The following is a 23,311-nucleotide window of genomic DNA, read 5'->3' as shown; positions in this document are numbered from 1 at the left end:
CGTCGCGGCATCGGCCACATACCCTATCGGGCGGGCGGCCAGTGCTGTCGGCAGACCGAAGAGGCCACCAATACCCGCGACGCTGCGGATCGCCTTGCTCGGCTTGCCGTCTTCGAAGAGGGCCTTGTAGACATCGACTGGTGCGCCGAGGGCGCCCTCGATCGCAGAGACGGCGGGAGAGTTCATCATCTTGTCGTCGTAGGGCTTCGAGTTCCACTTGTTCAGCGCGACCATCAAGGCCGAGCCCAGGAACGGAACCGTCGCAGTGGCGAACTTGACCGGAGCCATAACGCCAAGCTGGAAGAGCCAGTCGTCGATGATGGCGCCGTCTTTGTCCTCGTCGTCAGGACCACCACGGAAGAGCATCGAGATCAGCTCAGCCGCGACGGCCTGGGCGTAGAAGCCGATTCCGACGATGTAGAACGCTCTCGCATATTTCTTCGGCAGGCCGACATCACGGGCCAGGTTCTTCACCCATTCGCCTTGGAGGAACTGAGCCATCATGTTGAAGTACCCGGTGAACTGGGTGAACAGCTGCACGAACGGGTGGCCAGCTTCGAAGGTCGCGATGTCAGCAGACCCTGACGCGCCTTGTGTCTTGCGGATCATCGCGTCGGCGATATGCACCGCATCCCCGTCGGACATCGTCGGGTTCTTGTCTTTCGCTTGGTTGTACGCGGCCAGCCACATGGTCGGGCTGAGCGCATTATCGACCGCGGACTGCATGAAGTACGCATGCCGGCGAGTCCAGTCAACGACCGACTGATATACGTTCGGATTGACCAGAATCTGCTCAACGTTGTCCATCGCGGCATTGACTTCGTTATCGATCCGGGTGCGCATGTAGACCGACAATTCCTTCACCATCTCGGTTGTATCGACCGGGTGCGAGATCACGTCCACCAGCGCGCGGCGCAGATACTTGCTGTCGATCGCCACCGTCGCGGGGATGATGCCCGTGATCTGCTGCACCGAGTTGCTGATGCTGCCCATCATGGTGTTGGTTCCCGCACGGCTGCGCGCCATCCGGATGAACCGAGTCATGTCCGTGGCGAGCGGGGATACCGTGTTCCGTGCGACGCGTACCAGCCACGGGTTGATCGCGTTCACGATCATGCCCGGGTAGAGCCGATTGAGCGCACCTGAAATCTCGGGGCGAGACAGAACCCGACGGATGTCGGCCACCGGCACGGCCATGTGCGAGAACAGCAGCACCTGGTTGATGTGCGCGCCAAGCGACCGGAGGTCGAGCTTCAGTTCTTTGTTGTAATTCGTGACCCGTTTGTTGGTGAAACCCTTCGGCGGCTCAGGGAAGGCAACACCCATCTCGTTCGTGGCGGCGTCTCGCAGCTTCTCGACCTCGCGATCGTGCACGATGTCGGAGTCCGTCAGCGCAGGCACGTACCCGCCGGCGTAGGTTCCGAACTGGTTCGTGAAGGGCCGTGCCGTGACGGTTGCGAAAAACTTCCCGAACACCGCGCGGTGCGCCTTCTGGGCATCGTCCTTCAGGCTCTCCATCAGGTTCCACACGCCCTGTGCGAAGTCGTAGTGGGCCTTGGTGATCCGCCCCTCGGCGATCATCCGTGTGATGAAGGTATCCCACTTGCTGGTGTCGAGACTCTTGTCCTGACGCTCAACAGCCCAGCCACGGCCGAGCAGCATCTTTCGCATGTTGCTCTCGTTGCCGGTGTGCAGGATCGCGTGGAGCAGCTCGATCATGCCGCTGCCTTCTTTCCCGAAGAGGTACCCCAGTTCCGGGGCGTTGATCTCACCGTTCTTCAAAGTCGGGGCGATCGTGTCGAGGAGCGCGGCGTATTGCGACATCACGTCGGCCTTCACCACGTTCATGTCGTTGAGGCCGTCCTGTACGACACTGATAATGTTCTTGAGCCATGGCCCGACAGCGCGGTTCCCGTCCAGCTTGCTGGCGATGAACTCCATCCGTTGCCACTGCGCCTTCATGGCGCCAAACTTCATCTTGCGCTTCTCGGCCTTGGTCGGCGCCCAGCCTTCGCCGGGTACGCGATCCGGTATTCCTTGGGCAACGAGCGTCTCGAGCAACTCCGCCGCGATCGCCTCTTGCGAGACCATCTTGCCTTGGACTTCCATCTGGCGCGTGCGTGCTGCAGCGAACCAGATATCGTCGACCGCTTCAGCCAGGTTGCGCAGGTTGGCCACAGTGATCTCGGTCCAGTGCTTCGGCTCTTCACCGGTAACGGCGACCAGCTCGCTGAGCCGGGCGAAGGCGGCAGGATCGTGCTCCTTGACCGTCTCGAGGTACTCGTTCGCGGAAACGCCCTTGGGCACCCCGACACCGTGGTCGGCCAGGATCACTCGGAGTGCTTGCACCGTCGCGAAGTCGCGAGACTTCACAGCGCTTGATTTGTCGTTATACGCCGCCAGCTTCTTGAACTTCGCGACGATCGCTTTGATCTCTTTCTCGACCGCGTAGGATTCCTTGGCGGTCACGTGGTTCACGAGCTCGGTTCGCTTCTCGACCGCGGCCTGCTCACGGTCGCCCTTCTTCAGGGCAGCCATCGCCGCTTTGCCGGCGCGGGTCTCTGCGGCCGCGTAGCTCCACGGTTTAAGCGTTTTGCTGGTCTTCGTCTCGAGCACTTGACGGGCGTATTCCTTGGCGGCCTTCATCAGTACCGAGGCGGGGCCGATGTTCGCGGCCAACGCCGACAACTCGGTGGCCACGGCACGGGTGCGGAAGTCGTTGTGGATCGCCTCGTCGGCTGCCCGGGCGATCGCGTCAGGGGACGACAGGTCGCCGTACCGCTCAAGCATCGCCTGATCCGTACGCGCTTCGATGTCGTCGTTGATCTTGGGAAGGTTCAGCAACTCGGTGACCAAGTCGGTCCCGGACTCGATACCGAACCGGGTGGCGACCTCTTCAGGAGACAGACCTACCTCAGCCAGGAGGCCGTATTTGCCATAGTTGAGCTTCGTGAAATCAGGCTGCGGGGTCAACGCCTCTTCGGGGAATAGCGCCTTGACCTCTGAGATTTGTAGCTTGTTCGGACCGAGCGGGGCGATGTCGGCGCCTACCTCGTTGAGGATCACGCCGTGCTTCAGGTACCGCTCCGCCTGACGGATCGGTTCAGCCTTGACTTCGGCGGCGATCTCTTTGCGGACTTCGGCGCGCTTTTCCTTGGCGTCTTCCTGCAGCGCCGCGATGATCTTGTTGCGGCGTGCCTGGAGCCACTTCATGTCGCGAAGCGACCGGGCTCGCAGCATCGACTCGGCATCCTCGCGCTGGGCATCGTCAAGCGCCGTGTAGGCTGCGAAGGCCTTGTCCGACATCCCGGCCTCGGCCGCGTCCTTGAACAGCGCCACGTAGCCGCGGGCGGCGTTGGCGGCCGCGATCTCGGCATCGGTAGCCAGCATGCGGTCGAAGATCGCCGACAGTTCCGGGTTCAGTTTGGCGCTCGGGTGGCCGGCGACGAAGTCCTTCAGGCTCCCGTAGACCTTCTTGAACCACGACAACATCGTGCTGAAGAGAGGCTGCAGCTCGAGGCTCGGCGCCTTGCCGGTGAACACGTACTGCTCGAAAGATTCGGCGAGCTGCTCGTGGTATGGCCGCTGCTGCTCAAGGGGCATCGCGTTCCAAGTCGCGAGATCGGCCACGCCGAACTGCTTCAGGATCGCGTTCATGTCGTCGACGATGTTCTGGGGGGCGCCTTCCTGTGCCGCGATATCCGCATAGGCGGTCAGGAAGAAGTGCCCCAGCTCATGCACGAAGGTGCTGTAGTCGGCGTTCGCCAGAAGACGCAAGTCAAGCGTCTGCGGGGAGAAGCTGCCAAGCTTCGGCGCTTCTTGCCCCGGCTGGAACAGCGGCAGCCCTTTGGAGACTGCTTCGCGCATGGCGGGGGTGATGGCAAAGCCGGGCTGTTGCAAGTTCGACAGTCGTTCGATGTTCGGTTCGCCGCGAGGCTTCGGGTGGCGATAGTAACCGTCTCGACCTGCCCGCCCCCGACTTTCTTGAGCACGTCGCGAACTACTTGCGGCAGAATCTGATCGTAGTAGGCGTGCATGCCTTCGCCACCGACTTTGAGGTCGATGCCAGAAAGGTTTGCCCATTCCGCTTTGGCGCCGTCGGCGATCTTCTTGGCGATCTCTTTGCCGACCACGTCCTCCAATTCGCTCGCGGTTGCGTGCTCGCTAGACCAGATCGTATTGGCTTTGTCGCCGATCACCTGGACCTCGTATCCTTCGCCGTTCTTCGCGTTCCGGTAGCTGATCCCGGAAACCTGCTTGCTCAGATCATACCGTTCCGCCTGCTGCTCACCGGTCGTCCACGCCACCTTATCGAAACCATTCTCGGCGGCGTAAGCCAAGATGCGCTTGACGGCGAGACCGGTCCAAGCCTTCGTGTCGGTGACGAAAGGAGCTGAAGGTACAGCGCCACGTCCGCGTTGATCGATCTGGTAGTCTTCGTCCTGCCGTGCTTGAATGTCAGCGTACTCCGCTGTCATGCCGGCCCATTCGGCTACGGCCAGGATGGGTTGAGAGTTGGCAATAACGCGAGCGGTATCTAGTGTAACCTGCCCCGCACCGCGACGAACGAGTTCTTCTGCCGCTGCGTCTTTCATGCGCGTCATAAAATCGCTGTATTCGCCCTCGGATACAGGCTTCGTTTCGCGCTCTACGCCGAAACCGTCTTTCTTCCCCTTCTGCCCCCCAGTCGCTCTGCACCTCTTCGACGAACAGAACCCGCGCGCCTTCGGCATCGGTGCGCTCGTTGAAGCGGATGTGGGCGAGGATGTTGGGTTGGTCGAAGTGCGAGGAGCGGAAGTTCTGCTCTGCGTCTGCTCTGCGCGGGTGACTGCATTCGCGTCGTCGTCTTCTAGGTCTGAGAATCGCTTTCCGAACATCTCTTGCGAAATGTCGTTCAGATTTCTCGGATCACGCTCAGGCAACGTAATCAGCAACTCGCGGTAGTTCTCACCGCCGGGCAGAACGTACGAGGCAAACTTGGTTGCCGCGCGTTTATCTGCTTCTCTGTCTGCTATTGCCTCACCGAGTTCATTCCTGACAATACCGTATTCACGAACAGCCTGCCGCGCTTCTTGAGATAGCCCGAGACGATCAATCTTGGCCGTTGCGTGCTTATCACCTATCGCCTCATCAAACGCCCACCAAGGAAGATTCGTAGCATCTAATCGGGCTGTGTCTTGAGTCAGACTCTGCATCTTCCACATCGCTACTTTTTCGGCCTCAAATGCTTTGGTGTAGCGATCCTCAATTGATTGGTCTTTGGCACCCAGCATCACCTCTTCGACCTTCACCCCGCCCTGCTGCATGAACGCGACCACGTCGGCCTTCGTGACTTTCGGCTGCAGAGCGAGCCAGTCGGTGATCCCTGTGAATTCCAGCTCTTCCTTCTTGACGCCCAGCTTGCCCGCGTTGGCGGTCAGCCACTGCGCCGCGCTCTTGCCGGTTGTGAAAATCTTGTCGCTCGCGTTCTCGATCGCGCGGGTGAGCTGTGAGTAGTACCACGTCTCGCTGGTCTGCCACAACGCGCCCGCGAGTTGATCCTTGTAGATACGCTCGTCGGGATTGAACTGATCAAAGTCGATCAGCCTGACCAGTGGCGAATCTTTCTTCATCAGCGCGGCCTTCCACTCGCTCGGGAGCAGGGCACCGCCCGGGAGCGTGCGGTCGTTCATGAGCTGGATGGCCAAGGTCTTCATCGCGGGGATGTCAGCAGGCGGCGGTACCGTCGCGCGAGCGTTCGCCTCTTCGACGCCGCCCACGTGCTCGGCATCCACGCCACGAGACCCGAGCAAAACAGCCGTGCCTTGGTTCGTGAAGTTCTTGCGCTGCAGGTACCCGTCGAAGCCGGCGTCAAGGACAGCCGATTCCGCCGCGTTCAGGTCGCGCTGGTTGCGTCGGAATATCTTCAGGGTATCCGCGTCGGCATCGTACAGGTTTGACAGCGTAGCGACGTGCGCAACACCCCCCACGCCCGGTTCGGGGTGTACCCCGGAGCCCTCGTCAATATAAAACGCGATCCGCTGCTTGATCCGGGGGTCGTTCGATTGGGCCAACCGCTCCGCTTCGGCGCCCTTGGTACCGGTGCCGAAGTAGCCGCTGTTGAGCATCTCCCGGGCTTGCTTGGAGAAGTGAACGCCTACTACCGGAGCTGAGACGGCGCCCGCTCGGATGAGCGGTGCCGACTGGTTCAGGACTTCTGAAGTGCCCTGGGCAGCGACGCCTCGATTTCCGCGTCGGGTTCCGCGCCCATCAGTTCCGGGTGCGCTACGGCCAAGTAGTTCGCTCGTGTAGGTTGAAGCCCAGCCTTTTTCAGATAGGCCAGAATCTCGACCGATCCAAGCGGGGCGCTCGATGCCTCCGGCGAGCTTGAGGACTTGGTCTCGGACGTCGTCGATGCTGCGCTTTCCTTTTCCATACTCGCTCCATATCTTGTCAAGTGCAGTCAGTTTTGCCTTGTCGTGCTTGAACCCCATCGTGTAGAGTTCCCGCACGGCTTCCCAGGCGATCGACTGCATCTCACGAGGGAGTAGGCCGCGGGCTTCCGCTGCGCGACGGTAGGCTTCCTGGTAGTAGGGGTACGTCCCGGACATCCCGGTTGCTGCGCTCTGCGCGGCGCCCGAACGACCAAAATTGTGCCACACTTCCAAGGTATCACCTGAAAGGGGCCGAAGCAAGGCCGCCGCGACGGCGTGAGTGTCGATCGTCACGAAGCCTTGGTCGCTGTTCGGGTGAAAGATGTTGTTGTAGAAGCTGCGGACCTTGTGCTCCGCGCCCAGCGCGGCGTCGATCGTCGCGGCCGATCCGTCTTCGATCACGTAAAGCGCCTTGATGATCGTAGCAAAACCCGGCCATCCGGTCTTCGCATCGACGTCTTTGCCGTTCCGCACGAACTCACCGAGGCCGCCTTCGGGCGTGACCAAGCGGTGCCCGCGGTTGTTGTGCGCCTCGTCATAGACTCGCAGCCACGCCGCCTGCTCGAACCGATCCGTGAGCTGGCTCAGCGTCTTGCCCTCGATCTGGGCGCGCAGCAGCGCGAACTGTTCCTTGCTCAGGATCGTCGTGGATACCTTCGACATCTCAGGAGACCACGGCGTGTTCTGCTGATTCTTGACGATGTCGAGAGTGCGCTCCGCCAGAGACACGTTCATGAACCAGTCTCTTTGAGGCGAGTACACCGCCAGCACGGCCGCGATCTGCGCATCCGTCTTGTTGTATTTTGTAGCCCAGCGTTCCGTGATCGTGCGTGCACCGTCGTACCACAGTTTGCTGCGGTTGCGGATGTCCGCGGGAATCTGGTCGTGCAGCCACAGCAAGTTATCGGTAGCGTGTTGGATAAACTCTTCGACACGCTTGGCCGGATCGCGTGCCTTGAACCGAAGCCCGGGGTATTTGGCGGCCAGCGCCATATTCTGGGCATTCTTTTCCGGTTCGATCTTGGTGTAGTCGACCGTCAGCGGTACCCCGCCGAGGTGATCTTCGGGGGCGCGCTTCGTGGTCGGGCGCCGGGTGCTCTGTGACTGGTGCAGGATGTTGTCATCCGTCGTCGAGAAGGCTCCCAAGTTCTGGGTCGCGCTCTTCGCCTGGTTTGGTTTGAAGAACACGAAGATGTCGTCGACATCGGCGTGGCCGCCATGTCCGCCGTCGTCTGTTGTTTCTCGGATAATGGCGCCGTCGTTGCCGTACCGCTTCGCGTCTTCGGCGACAGAATTCGTGGTTTCCCAGAGGTTTTGCGCCGGGGTTACCTCGTAGTCTGATTCGTCGATACCCGCCAGTTCAGCGGCAGCTCGCGCGTCTGCAGCCGTAGCAAAGAAACGACTGTCATTCGACCCATAGATAGGGTCTTCGTTGCGTAGATCACGAACTTCGTATTTGTCATAAACAGTGCCGTCCCAGTTCGCGCCCTCGAAGTACGCCTCGTTGGGGTTTCGAATGTTCAGGAAGAGAGGGTAGACACCACGTTGATTGTCGTGTTCGTAGCTGTTGCCGTTGTACTTGAACTCGTCGGCCGCTTCCTGCAAGGCTTGCGTCAGCGATACGCCTTCGGCGATAAGGCGCCAGTTAGGATCATAGACTTCGTACTGCCCAGCCTCTGTCTCGTCGAAGCTGAAACCCCGCTCCTCGAAGTCGGCCTGTGTCTTAGGGTCTTGGCCGAGTGCGATGTCGCTGTGCGAGCCTGCATACGTGCTCGCGGTGTCGCGAGTGGCTGCCGTGAAGATCATCGGCGTCCGGTGTTCGTCGGCCTTATCTGGGCGAAATGTGGTGAAACCACCGGTCTTCGTTCCGTGATATACGACCAACGGCTCACCATTCGCATCGACGACTTTCGAGACGTCGCCACGAGCCCACACGTCGCCCGCTTCCCAGTCACCGAACCACTCCTTGAACTGGGGCGACCTGACGATATGCCACTGGCGTTCGTCGAGATTCGAGGGCTTCCCGTTGGGTGCCAGAAGATCGCCCTTCTCGTTACGCTTTTCGGGCGCCCGGTACGCGGCCATCGCTTGAGCCAGCCCTCGCTCTTGGTATGACAGCAAGGAGTTGCCCTCTTGATCTTTGAAGAAGCCGGGGGCGAACTCGCCCCACGCAGAGGCGTTCGGCCCCCAGAGGTTCCCTGTGCCGTTGTAATAGTGCCCAATCGCTTCTTGCCCGAGAGCCTCAGCCAGCTGCGTCGTTTCTGCTTCCGTGAGCGGGCGGCTGAGGTGCGGCACGTAGGTCTTCTCTTGTACCTGCGCGCCGTCGAGTTCGTACTCGCCGACTACTTCGGCGCCGGACAGGACTTGGACGCCGAGCTTTTCAATCTCCTGCTTGGCGAACGCGGCGTCGATCTTCTGTGCACGGTCGGTCGCGCCTACATCAAGGCCGATGTTCAGCATCGCCTGCCCGTGGCTGAACCCTTGGCTTAGTTGTGGTGCGTCGCTCGGGTCTCCGCCGATCTTCAGCGCGTACCCACGATGCACGCCGCCGTCGCTGTCGGTCCAGCCATCCCGTACCTGCAGGGGGGTGACCCCAAGCTTGTTGGCCAGGGTCGTGTAGAACGCCGAGCCCAATTTTGCGTAGCTGGTATTGACTTGCGGGCCGTGTCGCCCAACGGCGGTGAGCTGGGTAAAGAGGTCGTCGTGCACCGCCTGTGCCGCTGCCGTGAAGTCCGCGTTCTTGGATTCCTGCTCAAGAATGCGGTCGGCTTCGGTCTGGAAGAACTCAGCTGCCTTCGAGTCGAAGTCTTGGGCTTCTGCCAAGGTCGGCATGTCGGGCGCCATCCGGAGATGGTTGACGATGCTTTTCTCTGCGCCGGTGCCGGTAAGTCCTGTGACCAGTTCGCTGACCGGTATCTCGATCCCTGATCCGCCGATCTCACCTTCGGCCATCTGCGCCGCCGCGGTCGGCAGCACGCCGAGGTCGACGCCGGACTGAGACAGCACTTCGTTTAATTTGACGGGGTCGATCAGCACGGTCGCTCCAGGCGCCAAGTGCTCGATGAACGCGTCCAGGGTTGCGGGGGATCGCTTGCCGGTGAGGCTATTCGCTGCGGCAGCAAAGAGCTCGGCGATACGGGCGGCGCTTTCGGCGGCCTGCTCGTTTTGCTGCGAGTGCCCTAGTGCGCCCGCGAAGGCGCTGCCCGTGAGGCCGCCGACCATAAAGCCTTGGATGGTGCTCTCGAGCAGGCCTTCGCTCAAGTCTTTCGACGGGTCCATCAGCTGCTTCGTGGCTGCGTTCTGGAACCATGTCTCAAGGGGGCTCTGGATACCCTCGACGGCGCCTTCGTTGATAAAGCCCTTTGCCATCCGCGCCAAAACGCCGCCGCCTTCGCTGAGTATCTTGCCGAGAACCTTGCCGCCGAAGGCGTTCGCAACCGCATCGGAGACGCCACCACCCACACCGGCGATCTCCCCGGATTTTGACGCCAGGTAGATTCTTGCTGCTGCTGGATCGAAACCTTTTGCGATCAGCTCTTGGTATTCGGGCGACGCCTCGAGCTTTTTGAAAGGGATTTTTTCGTTTTCGCTTTGGGTCTGCAGCGCGTTTTGTGCGTAGCCTATAGTGCCTTCCGACGCGGCACCAAACTTAGACGCCATCTGCACCGCCGCCTCAGTCGCCGCGGTGCGCGCCTCCGCAGCGGTCATCCCCGCAGCGATCGCGCTCTGCTCCGCCTTTAAGGACGCGCCACGAGTGAGTAGGGCAGTGAGAAGCAAGGCGCCTGTAGTGGGGAGTGAGCGAACCGCGTCACTAATAACTTTAACAGGCGACAGGTATGCCGCCTCGCTGGCGTCAGTGGTCGCGTACTTGAGATCGCCGAATAGCGCTTTGGCTTGGGGCGTGACACCCGCCATCGTCTTCTCACTGCGGGCAGTCTGCCCCCGGGCAAACCGATCCAAGAACGTGGCGAGGGACTGGTCGCGCATGCGCTGCAGGCCAACCGGATCGTTTTTGTAGAGCACCGCAAGGTCTTGATCCGATGTGGTGGGGAGCACCGCGGACAGCAGCTTCGCTCCAGCACCGACCAGATCGTGCCCGCCCGCGATCATCGAGCCACCAAAATAGTTGAGTGAGTGGAGCGTGCTCCATTGCGCTCAGGTTATCGGTATCATCCCGGGAGATGCCCGCGTGTATCGGGTTTTCCAAGAAGCCCGCCGTCTTGGGGGACTTCATCACGAGCCCTGAAAAGTCCGTGTCCTTCAGCGCGCTCTGTGTCCTCGCGACGTCTGGGTTCGCGAGCAGGTGGGGTAGAGAAATCCCCGAGGCTTCGGAGAGTGCCTTCTGTTTCGCGAAGTCATCCGGGCTGGTGCCCGCGACGCTTGCAAAGTTGTTCCGCAGGGTCGCCGCCTTGAGTTGCGCGTCTTCCGAGAGGGTGGCACTTATGCCGGCCTGAATCTGACGATCATCCATTTATAGTGCGCTCACAACAGGTATATACCGTTCTTCAGCCTTCGGGGGTGCGGAGGCGACTCGCGTCTTCCACTGCTTGTACGTCAGGAGCACCTGCGCATCTGTTGGCGGGGTGCCTGTTTTCTTCTTGAGATCATCATAAATCTCGTTGCGAACCTTGGACGGGATGTCGGAGTAGGCCATCGTCAGAACCGGTTTTTTCTCGTCAGCAGCGAAGAAGTGCTTGATGTCCTCTTGCGTCTTCAATTTATCCGAGAGGAGCTTCATCACTTCGACATCCGTCAGCTGCCGGTTCAGCCGGGCTTGCTCTTCCAGAACGGCTTGATCCAAAAGCGACCGGGCGGTGTTGAACCGGGCGATCTCGACGGCGTCGGTCTTCCTCGGGTTTGGGTTAAAGCCGAGGTTGAACATGACCCCCTTGAGCGCCGTGTTGACGGCCCCGGAGTTCAGCGCTTCTGCGGACTTCGTGTCGCCATCCCGTATCGCGGCGCGCTGCTTGTCGTGGAACTTCCACGCGGTTTCGGAAAGCTGCGGGCGCAGCTTGGCCCACTCCCCAGCGGGCATCCGGGCGGCGTACTGCGGATCGGTATTCAGGAGGGCGAGCACCTGCTGGTTGCTGTCGCGTGGCGTGCCAGTCTGGTGTTCGATCATCGCCTTGCGGAGCGTGTCTTGCTCCTTAGCCGGGAGCTTCGCGAGCAGGCTCTGGGGGATATCCTCGAAGGTTTGGTTCATATCCATGTACTTATACGCCTGCGCGACAGCGACGTCGATACCCTGCTTCACTTGTTCGTCCGCTTCTTTGAGGCGCTTCTCCACGATAGCCATCCCGGAGGCCACAAGGTCGGGACGCCCTGGATGTTGCTTCTCGAGCTGGGAGCGCAGCTCCGCGCTGCTGGGTTGTATCACGTCCGGCAGGGCCGCGTAGGTCTTCGAGGCTTTCTTCACATAGTCCCGCACCATGTCCGGCTTGGCCATGAAGTCGATGAAGCTGACCGGGCGCGCGGGGTTGAGCACGTACTGGGAACCATCCGGGTTCAGAACCGGAGGCGGCACGCCAGCCTTCTCGAGGCCAGAGGCGGCGTACTTCTCGTACTTCTTGACGGCAGCGGCGACCCCGTTCTCCCCACCCACGTAGGCGGCGAAAAACTGCTCCGGTGTGCTCACGTTCTTCATGATCCGGGCGACGTGCGCCTTCTGCAGCGCTTCGTGATACTTTTCACCTTCAGGCGTCGCAGAGTAGAACAGCTTCTCGTCCCAGGCTAAACCGGCTTCTTTGGCGTCTTGCGGCGCTACCTTCGGCATGATCTGGAACTTCCCGACAGCGCGATCGCCCTTGTGCATCCCGTCCGGGATGACTGGACCGAGGATCAAGGCGCCAGTTTTGGTGTAGTGATTCCCAGCAGGTGCCCCGGACTCCGTGACGTTCACTGCCGTGGTCATTGCTGCGACGTTCAGTCGTTCGGTCGGCGCGTTGCTCTGGGCTACCTGCGCCACGATACCGCCGGCGGATGCTTGGACAGCCAGGCCATCCTTCGCCTTGCTGATATGCTCGCCCAGCTGGAGCCTGGCGTTCGCATCGATCACCAGCCCGCCTTGTTTGAACAGCTCCTCGGCGCGGGCAACACCGGCCGGGGTTCTGGAGTCCAGAGCCGCGGTGATGCCGCCGACAAACATCGGGGACATCCGCTTCTGGCGCAGCGCGGTGAGGGTGTTCTTCTCCTCCTCAGTGGCGCCGGTGAGGCCCATCTTGCTGGCGTCCGACATCGCGATCTTATCGAGCTCCGCCAGTTGTGCTTGGAACGCGATCGGATCGCCCCATTGCGCCATGCCGATATTCTGTATCGTGGCGGCCGAGCCTTCTCGCACCATCGTGTGGTACTTCTCTGCCTCGGTCATCGAGTGTCTGAGCACGTCAGACTGCAGCCCCGTCAGCTCTCTATCCGCGTGGGGCTTGAGCCGTGCTTGCGCACCCGGCGACAGGTTGGCCATAATGCCCGCGGTCGTTGTCTCGAGCTGGCTCTTGTACCCGGAGGCGTATTTCGGATCGAGAACGCTTCCGCCTTTGACCGAGTACGCGCCCTGCTCGCCCATGGTGAGGTCGAGCCGCGCTTGCCGAATCTTGCTCAGGGCTTCTTCGGCTTGGAGTCCGTCAAGCTTCTGGGACTCTTTGTAGACGAGCTCGCCGACGCCCTCAAGCATCCGGCCGGTGGCGAGATCAGGCTGCACCTGCACAGCCTGCACAGAATTGGCGCCTCGCGTTTGCGGGAGCCCCTCGTTGAAATCTGCTGCTGAAGGGAGTTTAGCCATTAGTCGTATATCTGCCCAGAAAACGTGCGAGCGTCGAAAGGCCCGTTGCGGGTGTAGGACCCTGTGTAGTCCGTCACGCCGGCGTCGATCCCCGGGGGCGCGCCAGGCGCGAAGGACAGCATGCTCGCACCTTTCACCACACTGCCCATGATCGTCGCGTTGGCCGCCGACTTGGTGTGCGCGACATTCGCGTCGCCTTGACGGATCGCCGTGTCGAGCCCCGATTCGCCTTGGAACCGGAGGGTCTTCGCTTTCTCTGTTCCTGAATAGAGGTCGTACCACGCTGCGGTCTCGCCTTTATCGATCAGCCCGCGGATCAAGGACTCGGGCGGGGCCCCGCCGCCTTGGGAGGCCGCAACGGCATACGCGCGGGAGAGCCGAAGCTCCAAGTCCTTCCGCTTCTGAGTCGCCGCGACTTGAGAGACCGCCTCTTCTTGGGTGGCCTTCGCGTCGAGCATGTTCTTGTTCGTCTGCGCTGCGTTGCGCGCGCTCTCGGCGTTGTACTTCGCGGCATCGTTGGCCGCGTTGGCTTGGCTGACCCCCCCAAGCACGGTCATCGCCGCGCCGGCCACGCTGGCCACAGTGCCGACGGTAGCCGCGGTGCTCGCGGCCATCCCCATGGACGTCAATAACGGTGCCATGAACATGGCTTACTCCCTCACTAAGAGCTCACCGAGCTCGGTAAACCGCCCTGTCGGGCGCCATCCAAGCTTGATAAGCAGATACGCGGAGGTTGATTCCCCCGGGTGCGCGACAGCGTACACCGGGCCACGTATTGTATCAATCATCCGCATCAGGATTCTACACCCTTTTGCCACGTCTTTCTTGCTGTTCCTGAAGGCGTCGGTAATCTCACTGAACGCCACCGGGCGGCCCCCCTCATAAGAGACGCCCCCGATCGCGGCGATCTTGCCGCCTTGCTCGGCCACCCACCCTCGGAACGAGAGTTGTGGGATGCCTTTATAGAACCGGGCCGCGTCCTCTCGGGTAGCGGGGCGGAATACCGTATTACTTGCCATGGCCGGTCACCGAGACGACTGCCGCGGATACGGTACAGCAGCGGGGGCTCGACGCCTCGAGGCAGAGCCGGGTGTCGTTTGTCCACGAGCCCTCGACAGGGATCGAGTCGTAAACGTAAGTGCTCCAGATCGAGTCTTGATCGACTTGCACGCCCTCTTCCATCTGGGGCAGGCTGTCCATGTGCGCGAAGTCCTGGCCAAACCGGATGCCTTGCGCGTGCGTGTCGGCCAGAAGCAGCCCGACGTGGTGAATTTGCTGGTTCTGCCCGAGGGCGATCTCGGACGCTTCGGCGAACCGTGCGCTCTTGAACTGCGCCGTGTAGGGCTTCCCGATACAGGCGTACGTCACGGCTTCGGAGAGCGTGATCTGGGCACCGGTGACGACGTACGAGCCCAAGTCTTTCCCGTTGCCCCAGACCACGACGGTTTCGCCCTCGTGCGCCCCAAGCCCGGTGATCGTTGCCGTCGAGGCCCCGGTGTACTCGATACTCGCGTCGGTGAGTACGGTTGTCGCGGCACCGACGGCCTCGGAGTCTAGGGACCATTTTTCAAAATAGCGCTTCGTTGCTCCGTTGACGGTGCGGGCGACGGTGTATTGCACCACGTCCTCGCTATTGACCGAAGGAGTGATCACGACATCCTCAATGACCCCGTCGGTCTCGTACAGAACCCAGCAGGTGACCTTCTCGATCCGGTCGAACACCAGGATCGCGGCAGTACCATCCGCGCGGACACAGTGGATTCGGGTATCAGGCACCCGTTGTACGGCGATCCGGACAAAGCCCGTGGCGCCGATCTCGGGAACCACGGACGTCAAGTCGTTCGAGGTATAGTTGTATGTGGCGCCGTCGAGTGAAATCTCATAAACCCGGGAGCCGTTGCGGTGGACATAAACCGCGCTGGCGTCCAGCTGCACCGCACGAATCGCCGCGGAGCCCAGCGTCCCCGCGGTCTTCAACGTGAACGCTGTCGGAGTCAGAGGCTCATCCAGCGAGCTGGCTTTGGCCACGAACTCTCGCCCTTGCCCGCCCACCAGCATCGAGCTGAGGGACACGAGCCAGTTGATCGTATCAACCGGGCCTGATCCGATCGTCCGGAATATCGGCCCAGAGTCGCCCTCGACGGTATCGTCGAAGCTATCGAACGCGTCCGAGACGGAGCCCGCGATCCGGTCTTTACCGGCCCACCAGAGGCGCCCGTCATGGAGCACAACCGCGGAAGGCCAACCACGGCGTGGAGACCACGCCCCTTCCCACCAGCTGGCGGTCAAGGAGGTGCTACCGAAGTCGCGGAGGACATCGAGGCTGACGTTTTTCGCGTTGGTGTATCCTGTAACGATGCCGATCCCTTCGATCGTGCCTGAAGAGTAGATAAGGCTCGCGGCCACACTGCCCGAGGTGAAGGCGCCCGTACGGAAGCCGATCCGGTAGTAGATAACCTGGTTGGCTAGGGTATCGTCGTAGGTCGTGTTGGTCCCCGCCGTGTAGGTCGTGACGGTCGTCCAGTCGCCAGGCTCGGTAACGGAGCGCTGCAGGGTCAGGGTGCCGACCCATGTGCCCGTCAGGGTTATGGCAAAGCTTCGGCCGGCGCCAACACCCGTGACCCGGATGTAGGAGGTGTAGGTATCCTCGGCCACAAGGGTAGACAATACGGTTTGCCCAGCCGACGCGAGCCGGAACAAGGAGCCGACGTTGCTGGCGGTAAAGAAGTCGCGCGAAGCGGTAAGTGTCGTGCTGCCGGACAGCGCCGCCACACTCATACGGATCGTGGTTAGATTCTCGGACAGAAAGGGGCCATCCTCGGCGAAATACGACACGACGGACCAAGACCGCGGAGCCTGCCTCTCGATCCGTTGTTGTCGGCTGCCGCCGTCTGCGGTGAACGTGACGTCCCCCGACTGGTCGGCACGGATGTCTGAGAGGTCGCTCTCCGCCCAAGGGGTGGTCAGCACCATGTCGCCAGGCATCGCGATCTGGCAGGAGTCGACAAGCACCGCGGTGGTGTCGTTCGCAGCCAAACGGACATAGACGCTCGCCGTGGTCGGAGTGAACGCGATAGAGTGCGCGCCTTCCCGGAGCTTCATCGCGGAAACGAGGGTCGTGCCGCCAAGCGCTGTTCCGATGCTCAGCTCCATGGTGCCTCGTTTGACGACGATCTCGAGGGCGTGCTCGACGCCCCGATCCGCCAGCGCGACGGTTACCTGCTGGTCACGGATCGCGTAGTTCAGCCCGGTACCGAGTAGCGACATCGCGACAGTAGCGCTCCATGTGGACGACGCCCCGGATTCGTCCGAGTCCGTCCAACCAGAAAGGTCGGTGATAAAGTCGCCATTCGTTACGAGGGTGTCCACATCCGGGCGCGAGATGATCACGTCGTTGATCGCGACACGCATCGCGTAGTCCGTCAGCTCAAGGACCGCGGTGTCCGAGATCGAGTAGACAAACGACAAATGCACTGCGGGCAGGTTGTTTCGTGTTTCGCGAATCAGCCGAGTGCCGTTGCGCAGGGACATCGATCCCAGAACGCGGGGCATCCAGTTGGTCTGTGTCTCCGCGGAGAGTGCCATCCGCTTCAGGTCGACGCGAGAGAGGGCATGCCGAGACACGAGTCCTCGGTTAAAGGCGAGGAGAATCGGCCTGGAGTCCATATTACCCGATCAACCGGTTGCGACGCCCACGGTCGATACGGCTACCGCCGCGCCCCATTCGCGCGCGAACGAACGTGCCCATCGGGAGGAACTTGGTCGGCCCCTCCATCGCGTTACTTGATCGGGCGTCGGTGAGCCGCATCTTCACGAGCGAATAAAGCGTCTTGCGATCACTCTCGCTCTGGTTCAGCGGCTTGATGATCCGGCTGGCCAAACAGGCGTGCACATACTGCACGAAGTCCGGGGGCCAGCGGGACAGATCGCCGCCGTAGTCGGTGTCGTTGCTGACGTAGGAGAGGTAGATCGGCTCCACGTCGCTGAAAATGTAGCCCTGCTCTGTGTCGTACGCCAAGAGAGGCTCGGTCATGAACTCGTCGGAGCAGAGCCCGACAGTCCGCACCAGATCGACCGGGATGTCGTAGGCCTTCGCGTACCCGAACGGGGGCTGCACTGTGGTCGAAGCCACCAGTTCCGCCGTTCGAGTTGCGAATTTCCACTGACCTTGCCCGAGGACGTAATCCACAAAATCGGCGTCCCAGGCCTGGTCAAGCAGGCGACGAGGCTGCCCTACTTCACTGAGGTCTGCGAGGGGACGCTCCCCGCATTCGAGAAGCGCGCCATTGTAGAGGCTCAGTTTAGTAGTCATTTACGCGAGACTCTGGTCAGTCACCCATTTCTCAGCATCTTCCTTGGCAACGCCATTTTCGAAGACGGCCTTTTTGTCGCTGATACGCACCACACTCCAGCCACGAGGGCCGCGGTGCTTCACCTCATATTGTTCCGTGCTGGGCTGCTCGCCGTTGAACTGGTAGAGCGCAAGCAAGGCAACCCTTGCGGAATTGCCGTCGGCGCTGCGGACGTACAGCTCAGCGAGCCACGTGCCGTCTGCGGGAGCGACCTCGATCCGCGCGCCAGGCTTGAGCTGCTTGGCGATGTGGGTGTAGTAGCTCGGGACGAGAACATCCTCGGGGGTGGTGCCGGGTTCAGGGGTAATGCGCCAGATGACGCGCGCATAATCCGCTTGGGTAACCCCATTCTGCAAGATTGCTTTTGGCATAACGACTCCAAGAGTTGAGGAAAACCCTCACCCGGTACGTATCCGAGTGAGGGTTTGGGTAAAGCTTAATCGCCCGACGTGCCGCCGGTACCGATCACGACGCCAACGCTGACGTTTGCGGCGCCAGGGTAGGTCGAGGAGACCGTATTGACAACGTGACTGGAGACTACGACAGCCGCCGGTGTGGTGGTGTCGTAGTGCCACAGGATGTCGCCGACCTTCATGCCGCGCGAGCCCGCGTCGGTGAAGTAGTCAGCCGCGTCGATGTTGCCGAGTACGGTGGCTTCAGTGTAGCGCCAGATTTGCCCAGCACCCGTGAGCGGGGCGTTGGACACCAGCGAGAGATTTGCGCCATTGTATGCCATGATGTTTCCTTTCGTCAGGCCCCGAGGTCGCCCCCGGGGCTAGTTAATTACTGCGCAGCGTAAGCCGAACCGTCGTGGTTGATAATGACCACGCCGCTGTTTTGCAGCAGCTTGGAGCCCATGAACGCGGTGGCGCGCGCGAAGCTGTAATCCTGCTCTTCGTCGTAACCGACCGCCGACTGGATCGTGGTCAGATCGCACGCGTGGCCGATGGCCGATTTGTGGTACATGACGCACTTCTCAGCTGCGGTGCCTTTGCCGGTCAGGTTCGGATGCACGATCCAGTTCACACCAGCCCAACGGAACATGGTCATGCCATTCTCGAAGGGTTTGTTGTTCACGTAGTCGACATTGGTGAATTCCTTCGTCTGCATCAAGTACGCGTAGAACGCCGGGGTGATCAGGGCGCTGATATTGCCGTCCAGCGGGACTGCGTTGTTGCCCAAGATCGTGAGGCCGTACATGGCCAAGGCCAAGGAGCCCGTTGCGGCGGCGCCGGTGTCTTGGGTGCCGGTTTCCAGCTGCGCGATGATGTCCGCGTCGACCTTGCGGTTGAGCACGCCCATCGTGGTTTCTTGCATGATACGGCGACCGTCGCCTTGCGAGGCGTACAGGTTGAAGCTGTTACGACGAACCAGATCATGCCACTCGGCCAGGGTAGCCGTGTATTGGTTCAGGTTGTCAGCACGTGCCGGGATCAGGCCATTGACGCCGCGGGTTACCGCTTGCGCATTGCCGGAGTCAGCAACGAGGAATACCGCTTGATTGCCCTTGACTTCAGCTTCCGTGGTCGTGGTACCACGTACAAGGGATTGACGCTGTTCGAAGCCCGCGATGAATTCATCGCGGTACTGGGTTTGATATGCGGTGTCAGCCATGGCGGCCTCCATAGAATTGAGAAGAGATGTTCAGGTGCCCATCGCTGCTGGGGTGTCCGTCGTCATGTCTGTCTGGGTGCCCCTTTCGGGATCAGGCTCAGTGCCTCTGGTGCCGTGGCTCAGGTTGCAGTTTTCGTTATACCGGCTTGTTTCAGGAATCGCAACTGTATTTCGTTCTACATCGCCTTGCGGGTTTCCAGCTTCAGCCCTTCACACACCACTTCCGCGGCGGCGAGGAGTTGCTCAGGGGGCGCCTTGAGCTCTGTGGCCAGTGCCGTGATGAAGTCGGTCAGGGTCGTGGTGACCCCAATCCCGACGTCGGTCACGTCGACGCGGACGAATGGCTCGTGCCATTTACGGGAGATCGAGACGAGAGATTTTTCCATAAGGCCTCCTAGAGGGCGTCCAAGACGACTTTGAGTTTCACCAGCCAGGGGTAGTTCGTCAGCAGCCGGCGTGCGATTTCGTCCATCTCCGTTGTCGTGAATGTGAACGCGTCGTTGCTTACGTTTGCGGTAGCCCCGTCCGCCGTCGCGGTACCCAAGGTCGTCGTGAATTCCAGCTTACGATTGACTGTCGCGGGGGCCCCGTCCGCCGTCGCTGTGCCGAGCGTTGCGGAGATGTTGAGGTCGGCACCAGTCTGCACGGTCGCGGTAGCCCCATCCGCCGTCGCGGTACCCAAGGTCGTCGTGAATTCCAGCTTACGATTGACTGTCGCGGGGGCCCCGTCCGCCGTCGCGGTACCCAAGGTCGTCGTGAATTCCAGCTTACGATTGACTGTCGCGGTAGCCCCATCCGCCGTCGCGGTACCCAAGGTCGTCGTGAATTCCAGCTTACGATTGACTGTCGCGGGGGCCCCGTCCGCCGTCGCGGTACCCAAGGTCGTCGTGAATTCCAGCTTACGATTGACTGTCGCGGTAGCCCCATCCGCCGTCGCTGTGCCGAGGTCGTGGAGATGTTCAGGTTGGCACCATCCTGCACTGTCGCGGTAGCCCCATCCGCCGTCGCGGTGCCCAGCGTTCGTCGGGAATTCCAAGTTCGGACCATCTGACTGTCGCGGTAGCCCCATCCGCCGTCGCGGTACCCAAGGCCGTCGTGAATTCCAACTTACGATTGACTGTCGCGGTAGCCCCATCCGCCGTCGCGGTACCCAAGGTCGTCGTGAATTCCAACTTACGGTCAACGGTTGCGAGGTAGCCTGCAGCAGTCGCTGTGCCGAGCGTGCCTGATACGTTTAAGTCACCACCAACGGCGGCTGGAAGCGGGAAAACAAAGCTTGGGCCGGGAGCTTGCCAAATCTGCCAATGATTACGATAGAGGGATTGTACTTCTGTCGGGGTCAGTTCGCCTTGATACACCTGCAAGTCTTGAACCTGCCCATCCATAGGCCTTAAACTGGCCCCGCCTAACCGCCCGCCGATACTATGATTACCGGCCGCCGGCTGCCCCCACGCCGATACGGTTCCGCCATTCGGCTGAATTACACCATTGATATAAATATCCCATGTGCCGTTTCGGTGGATTGTTACGAAATGATTCAGCCCGGTTGCTTGTGCTCCTTTTTGCAGATATCCTGGTGCCGAGGACGCGTTTGCCGCCCACCCACTCCCTCCAAGCGCGCCAAGAATCGCGCTACAGTTCGTGTCATTGAGCGAGTACGCGACGAACCCAGTCGCGCTTACGTCGTCCCATCGTATCCAGCTAGCTACCGTCAGGGGATAGCCCGAACAGATGTCCTTCGTGCCGAGGTTTACGTACTGATTGCTCGCCGGAACGAACTCACGCGTACCCCCTTTTAGGCCGACAGCTTTTGTTGACCCTCCGCTATCAACGCCAAAACGACCAGAAACAGCGTCCCGCAAACTCGACCCGAGCTGCGCATAGCGTAACCGACTGACAAGCGGATTGCTCCGGTCAAGCTGCGCCTCGTACTGTGGCTGGCCTGCGTTTGCCAGAGCGAAACGGGCGAGTCCCATCTCGCGGCCTTATGCGTTCGTGTAGGTAATCGAGCGATACGCCACAACGCAGCCAGTACCCAGCGCCGCGCCGCAGTTGTTGCGCAGGGCAAGACTCCAGCCGTCCGGCACGATGCCGCCAAACAATGCAGCGATGTTGAAGAACCCGTCAATCGGCTGCGACGTGATCTTGTACGGCAGCACAGCGGCGAGCTTCATCGAGTTCGGATCAGATATGCTGGCCGTGCCTTCGCTGCCTGTCGGCCTGGTAGTCGTCCCGAAATTAGCAGCGGGAGTCCACGCCGACCCGTCATAGACCCAGGGCACCACATAGACATAAACCAGCGAGTCGTTCGCCGGAGCAGTCGCTGCCGTTGAAAGCAGAATCTGCACCTCGAAGTCATCGGCCTTGACTGACGTTTGGTTATCAACCCGCGCCGATTGCCAACCTGCGTATGGGTCTGTCGTGTCAATAGCCAGCGACTGCAGGTTCGTCACGGTCATTGCCGTGTACGTGCCGTATGCTGGGTTGAGCGTGGTCATGTTATGCCCCTGTTGCGAACAGATCGACCGTCGCGGCTACCGCAGCAAGCACCGCAGCATCCGATGCGCCTGTGATCTGCGCCGAAGTGAAAGCCGCGTTCTGCACGACAATAGCCCACATTATTTTAGAGGCCATTTCGTGCGGAGCAATCAGCGCGGTCTTCGCCCAGATCAGACGATTGGCGTGATTCGTGACCGTATCGAGTTCCTTGCGGATAACCTCAGCCTGCATCGCTACCGCCACGGTAATTTTATCTCGAATAAGGTTCTTCGAGGCAATGTCGAACATCTCTGCGTAGGTGGCCATGATTAAGCCTGCGACAGCGCGAGAACGCCGGAAGCATTCATCGTGAGGTTGATCGCGCCGGCCACGAGTGAAGCCGCGTTGGTCGAGGAGATTTCGAGGTATCCAACGGCCCGTTTGTTGGCGTCGGTGTTGTTGTAGACGATGCCGTAGGCGCCGTTCGTGAAGCCGCTGGCATCTTGCGCCAAGGAAATATCAGCGCAGTCCATCGCCGCGCCGGTCGCATTCAGCGCCCAAGCCTCGGCGGTCAGAACGATCGGTCCGGTGTAGCTGGTGCCGGCTGTCGCCACTTGACTCGTAGCATAGTTAGTCGTGCCTGTGCCGCCCCAATGCGGCGCTGCCGTTGCGACCGTAGGCGTGACGCCAGTGACGATACCCATACGCCAGTCGTCGCCGTCGAGGTCGTGGATTTTGTTGCCTAGATCGTGCAGACCTTGCGCGAACCATTTGAACGTGCCTTGTGCCATGGGGGTACCCTCCTTTTATGCGTAGGACAACGCGGCGCGCTGATCCCACCTGTGCGTGAACGTGCTATCGCTGGGCCAGAGTATGCTTGTTAGGCCCCCTACTGTCAAAATCTTTTTAATGCGCCACACCGAAGACGCCTCGGCGGCGCTGATCGCGGCGTGCCCAACATACACCACCCCACCACCCACATCGTCGAGGCGTACGGTGAGCTGCGCCTCGTCGTTCGTGTTGGTCACGTGTACCAGCAACCCTCCCCCGGCGTCCACTGTCGGCAGCACATAGGCCAAGCCGCTCGGGTCCCAGACATAGCCCAGTACGTGCAGCCGGCCTTGGTCCGAGACGATTGTCTCAGGGACGTCCGTGGTGCCTGACTTCAGGCCTACAAGAACGTCCCCAAGCTTAAAGCCCAGTTTGCCGGGGTCGAGACCGAAGGCCATCGCTTACACCGAGAACTTGCCGATAGCGACGACGGTGGCCCCGGCGCCGGTGGTGACCTTCCACGCGCCCGATGTCGAGCGGATACCCAGTTCGACGACGAACACACCGGCGGCGGCCAACGCAGGGCAGATCGGGATGGCACTGCCGCTGCCGTCCTTGATGCTGACGGTGGCTGTCGCTGCCGTGCTGGCCGTGATGATCAGGCGCCCGAGGAAGTCACCGACACTGCCGGTGGTCCCGAGCACTTGGTCCGTCTGCGAGGCCGCGACGGTCTCGTAGTCCTCGCCGCCGATTCGCACCGGTGCGTTGTACTCTTTATTTGCGCCCATGGGTCACCTTCCTTTCGATAGTGCAGTGGTCAGATCACGGTACCGTGCCTGATTTTTCTCGGCGTTGGGTCCCTTCCAGTACTCGGACTTGCGGTCACCCATCATCTTGCGTAGGGT

Annotated in this window: 18 protein-coding genes; all 18 read right to left on the bottom strand. The window is 61.0% G+C overall.

Annotated features, from left to right (window positions below):
* Positions 1 to 3,713 precede the first annotated feature (3,713 nt).
* The 18 genes from IPM06_19200 to IPM06_19115 all read right to left on the bottom strand — a co-directional run bounded on the left by IPM06_19200 (position 3,714) and on the right by IPM06_19115 (position 23,194).
* Entirely contained in the window at positions 3,714 to 10,436 is a 6,723-nt protein-coding gene (locus IPM06_19200; protein MBK8772532.1) for a hypothetical protein, read from the bottom strand.
* Complete coding sequence (locus tag IPM06_19195) at positions 10,336 to 10,884, bottom strand: hypothetical protein (protein ID MBK8772531.1); 549 nt, start codon at positions 10,882 to 10,884, stop codon at positions 10,336 to 10,338. Before IPM06_19195 ends, IPM06_19200 begins: the two co-directional genes overlap by 101 nt.
* Entirely contained in the window at positions 10,885 to 13,191 is a 2,307-nt protein-coding gene (locus IPM06_19190) for a hypothetical protein (GenBank protein MBK8772530.1), read from the bottom strand.
* The gene (locus IPM06_19185; protein MBK8772529.1) at positions 13,191 to 13,838 is read right to left on the bottom strand and encodes a hypothetical protein; all 648 of its coding nucleotides are present in this window, start codon (positions 13,836 to 13,838) and stop codon (positions 13,191 to 13,193) included. Before IPM06_19185 ends, IPM06_19190 begins: the two co-directional genes overlap by 1 nt.
* A gap of 3 nt (positions 13,839 to 13,841) precedes the next feature.
* Positions 13,842 to 14,210, bottom strand: a complete 369-nt coding sequence (locus IPM06_19180) for a hypothetical protein (GenBank protein MBK8772528.1) — start codon at positions 14,208 to 14,210, stop codon at positions 13,842 to 13,844.
* Positions 14,200 to 16,722 carry a hypothetical protein gene (locus IPM06_19175; protein MBK8772527.1) on the bottom strand — a complete coding sequence of 841 codons (2,523 nt, stop codon included), beginning with the start codon at positions 16,720 to 16,722 and terminating at the stop codon, positions 14,200 to 14,202. Before IPM06_19175 ends, IPM06_19180 begins: the two co-directional genes overlap by 11 nt.
* A gap of 136 nt (positions 16,723 to 16,858) precedes the next feature.
* Positions 16,859 to 17,503, bottom strand: coding sequence for a hypothetical protein (locus IPM06_19170; GenBank protein MBK8772526.1), 645 nt, complete (start codon positions 17,501 to 17,503; stop codon positions 16,859 to 16,861).
* On the bottom strand, positions 17,504 to 17,914 hold the full coding sequence (locus tag IPM06_19165; GenBank protein MBK8772525.1) for a hypothetical protein: 411 nt from the start codon (positions 17,912 to 17,914) through the stop codon (positions 17,504 to 17,506). It lies immediately after the preceding gene.
* 65 nt (positions 17,915 to 17,979) lie between these two features.
* A complete protein-coding gene (locus IPM06_19160; protein ID MBK8772524.1) occupies positions 17,980 to 18,279 on the bottom strand; it encodes a hypothetical protein in 300 nt (99 codons plus the stop codon).
* A gap of 47 nt (positions 18,280 to 18,326) precedes the next feature.
* The gene (locus tag IPM06_19155) at positions 18,327 to 19,157 is read right to left on the bottom strand and encodes a hypothetical protein (GenBank protein MBK8772523.1); all 831 of its coding nucleotides are present in this window, start codon (positions 19,155 to 19,157) and stop codon (positions 18,327 to 18,329) included.
* Positions 19,158 to 19,333: 176 nt separating this feature from the next.
* Positions 19,334 to 19,543, bottom strand: a complete 210-nt coding sequence (locus IPM06_19150) for a hypothetical protein (protein ID MBK8772522.1) — start codon at positions 19,541 to 19,543, stop codon at positions 19,334 to 19,336.
* 8 nt (positions 19,544 to 19,551) lie between these two features.
* Entirely contained in the window at positions 19,552 to 20,193 is a 642-nt protein-coding gene (locus IPM06_19145) for a hypothetical protein (GenBank protein ID MBK8772521.1), read from the bottom strand.
* A complete protein-coding gene (locus IPM06_19140; protein ID MBK8772520.1) occupies positions 20,117 to 21,133 on the bottom strand; it encodes a LamG domain-containing protein in 1,017 nt (338 codons plus the stop codon). Before IPM06_19140 ends, IPM06_19145 begins: the two co-directional genes overlap by 77 nt.
* Before the next feature lie 9 nt (positions 21,134 to 21,142).
* Positions 21,143 to 21,655 carry a hypothetical protein gene (locus tag IPM06_19135; GenBank protein MBK8772519.1) on the bottom strand — a complete coding sequence of 171 codons (513 nt, stop codon included), beginning with the start codon at positions 21,653 to 21,655 and terminating at the stop codon, positions 21,143 to 21,145.
* 1 nt (position 21,656) lies between these two features.
* Positions 21,657 to 21,962, bottom strand: coding sequence for a hypothetical protein (locus IPM06_19130; GenBank protein ID MBK8772518.1), 306 nt, complete (start codon positions 21,960 to 21,962; stop codon positions 21,657 to 21,659).
* 2 nt (positions 21,963 to 21,964) lie between these two features.
* On the bottom strand, positions 21,965 to 22,426 hold the full coding sequence (locus IPM06_19125; GenBank protein MBK8772517.1) for a hypothetical protein: 462 nt from the start codon (positions 22,424 to 22,426) through the stop codon (positions 21,965 to 21,967).
* A 15-nt stretch (positions 22,427 to 22,441) separates the two neighbouring features.
* Positions 22,442 to 22,864, bottom strand: coding sequence for a hypothetical protein (locus IPM06_19120; GenBank protein MBK8772516.1), 423 nt, complete (start codon positions 22,862 to 22,864; stop codon positions 22,442 to 22,444).
* 3 nt (positions 22,865 to 22,867) lie between these two features.
* Positions 22,868 to 23,194 carry a hypothetical protein gene (locus tag IPM06_19115; protein MBK8772515.1) on the bottom strand — a complete coding sequence of 109 codons (327 nt, stop codon included), beginning with the start codon at positions 23,192 to 23,194 and terminating at the stop codon, positions 22,868 to 22,870.
* Positions 23,195 to 23,311: the final 117 nt, after the last annotated feature.

It is taken from the genome of Hyphomicrobiales bacterium (assembly GCA_016710435.1).
GTDB lineage: Bacteria > Pseudomonadota > Alphaproteobacteria > Rhizobiales > Aestuariivirgaceae > Aestuariivirga.
Note: the sequence above shows the minus strand (reverse complement) of the source record. Positions and strands in the feature narration are given on the sequence as shown.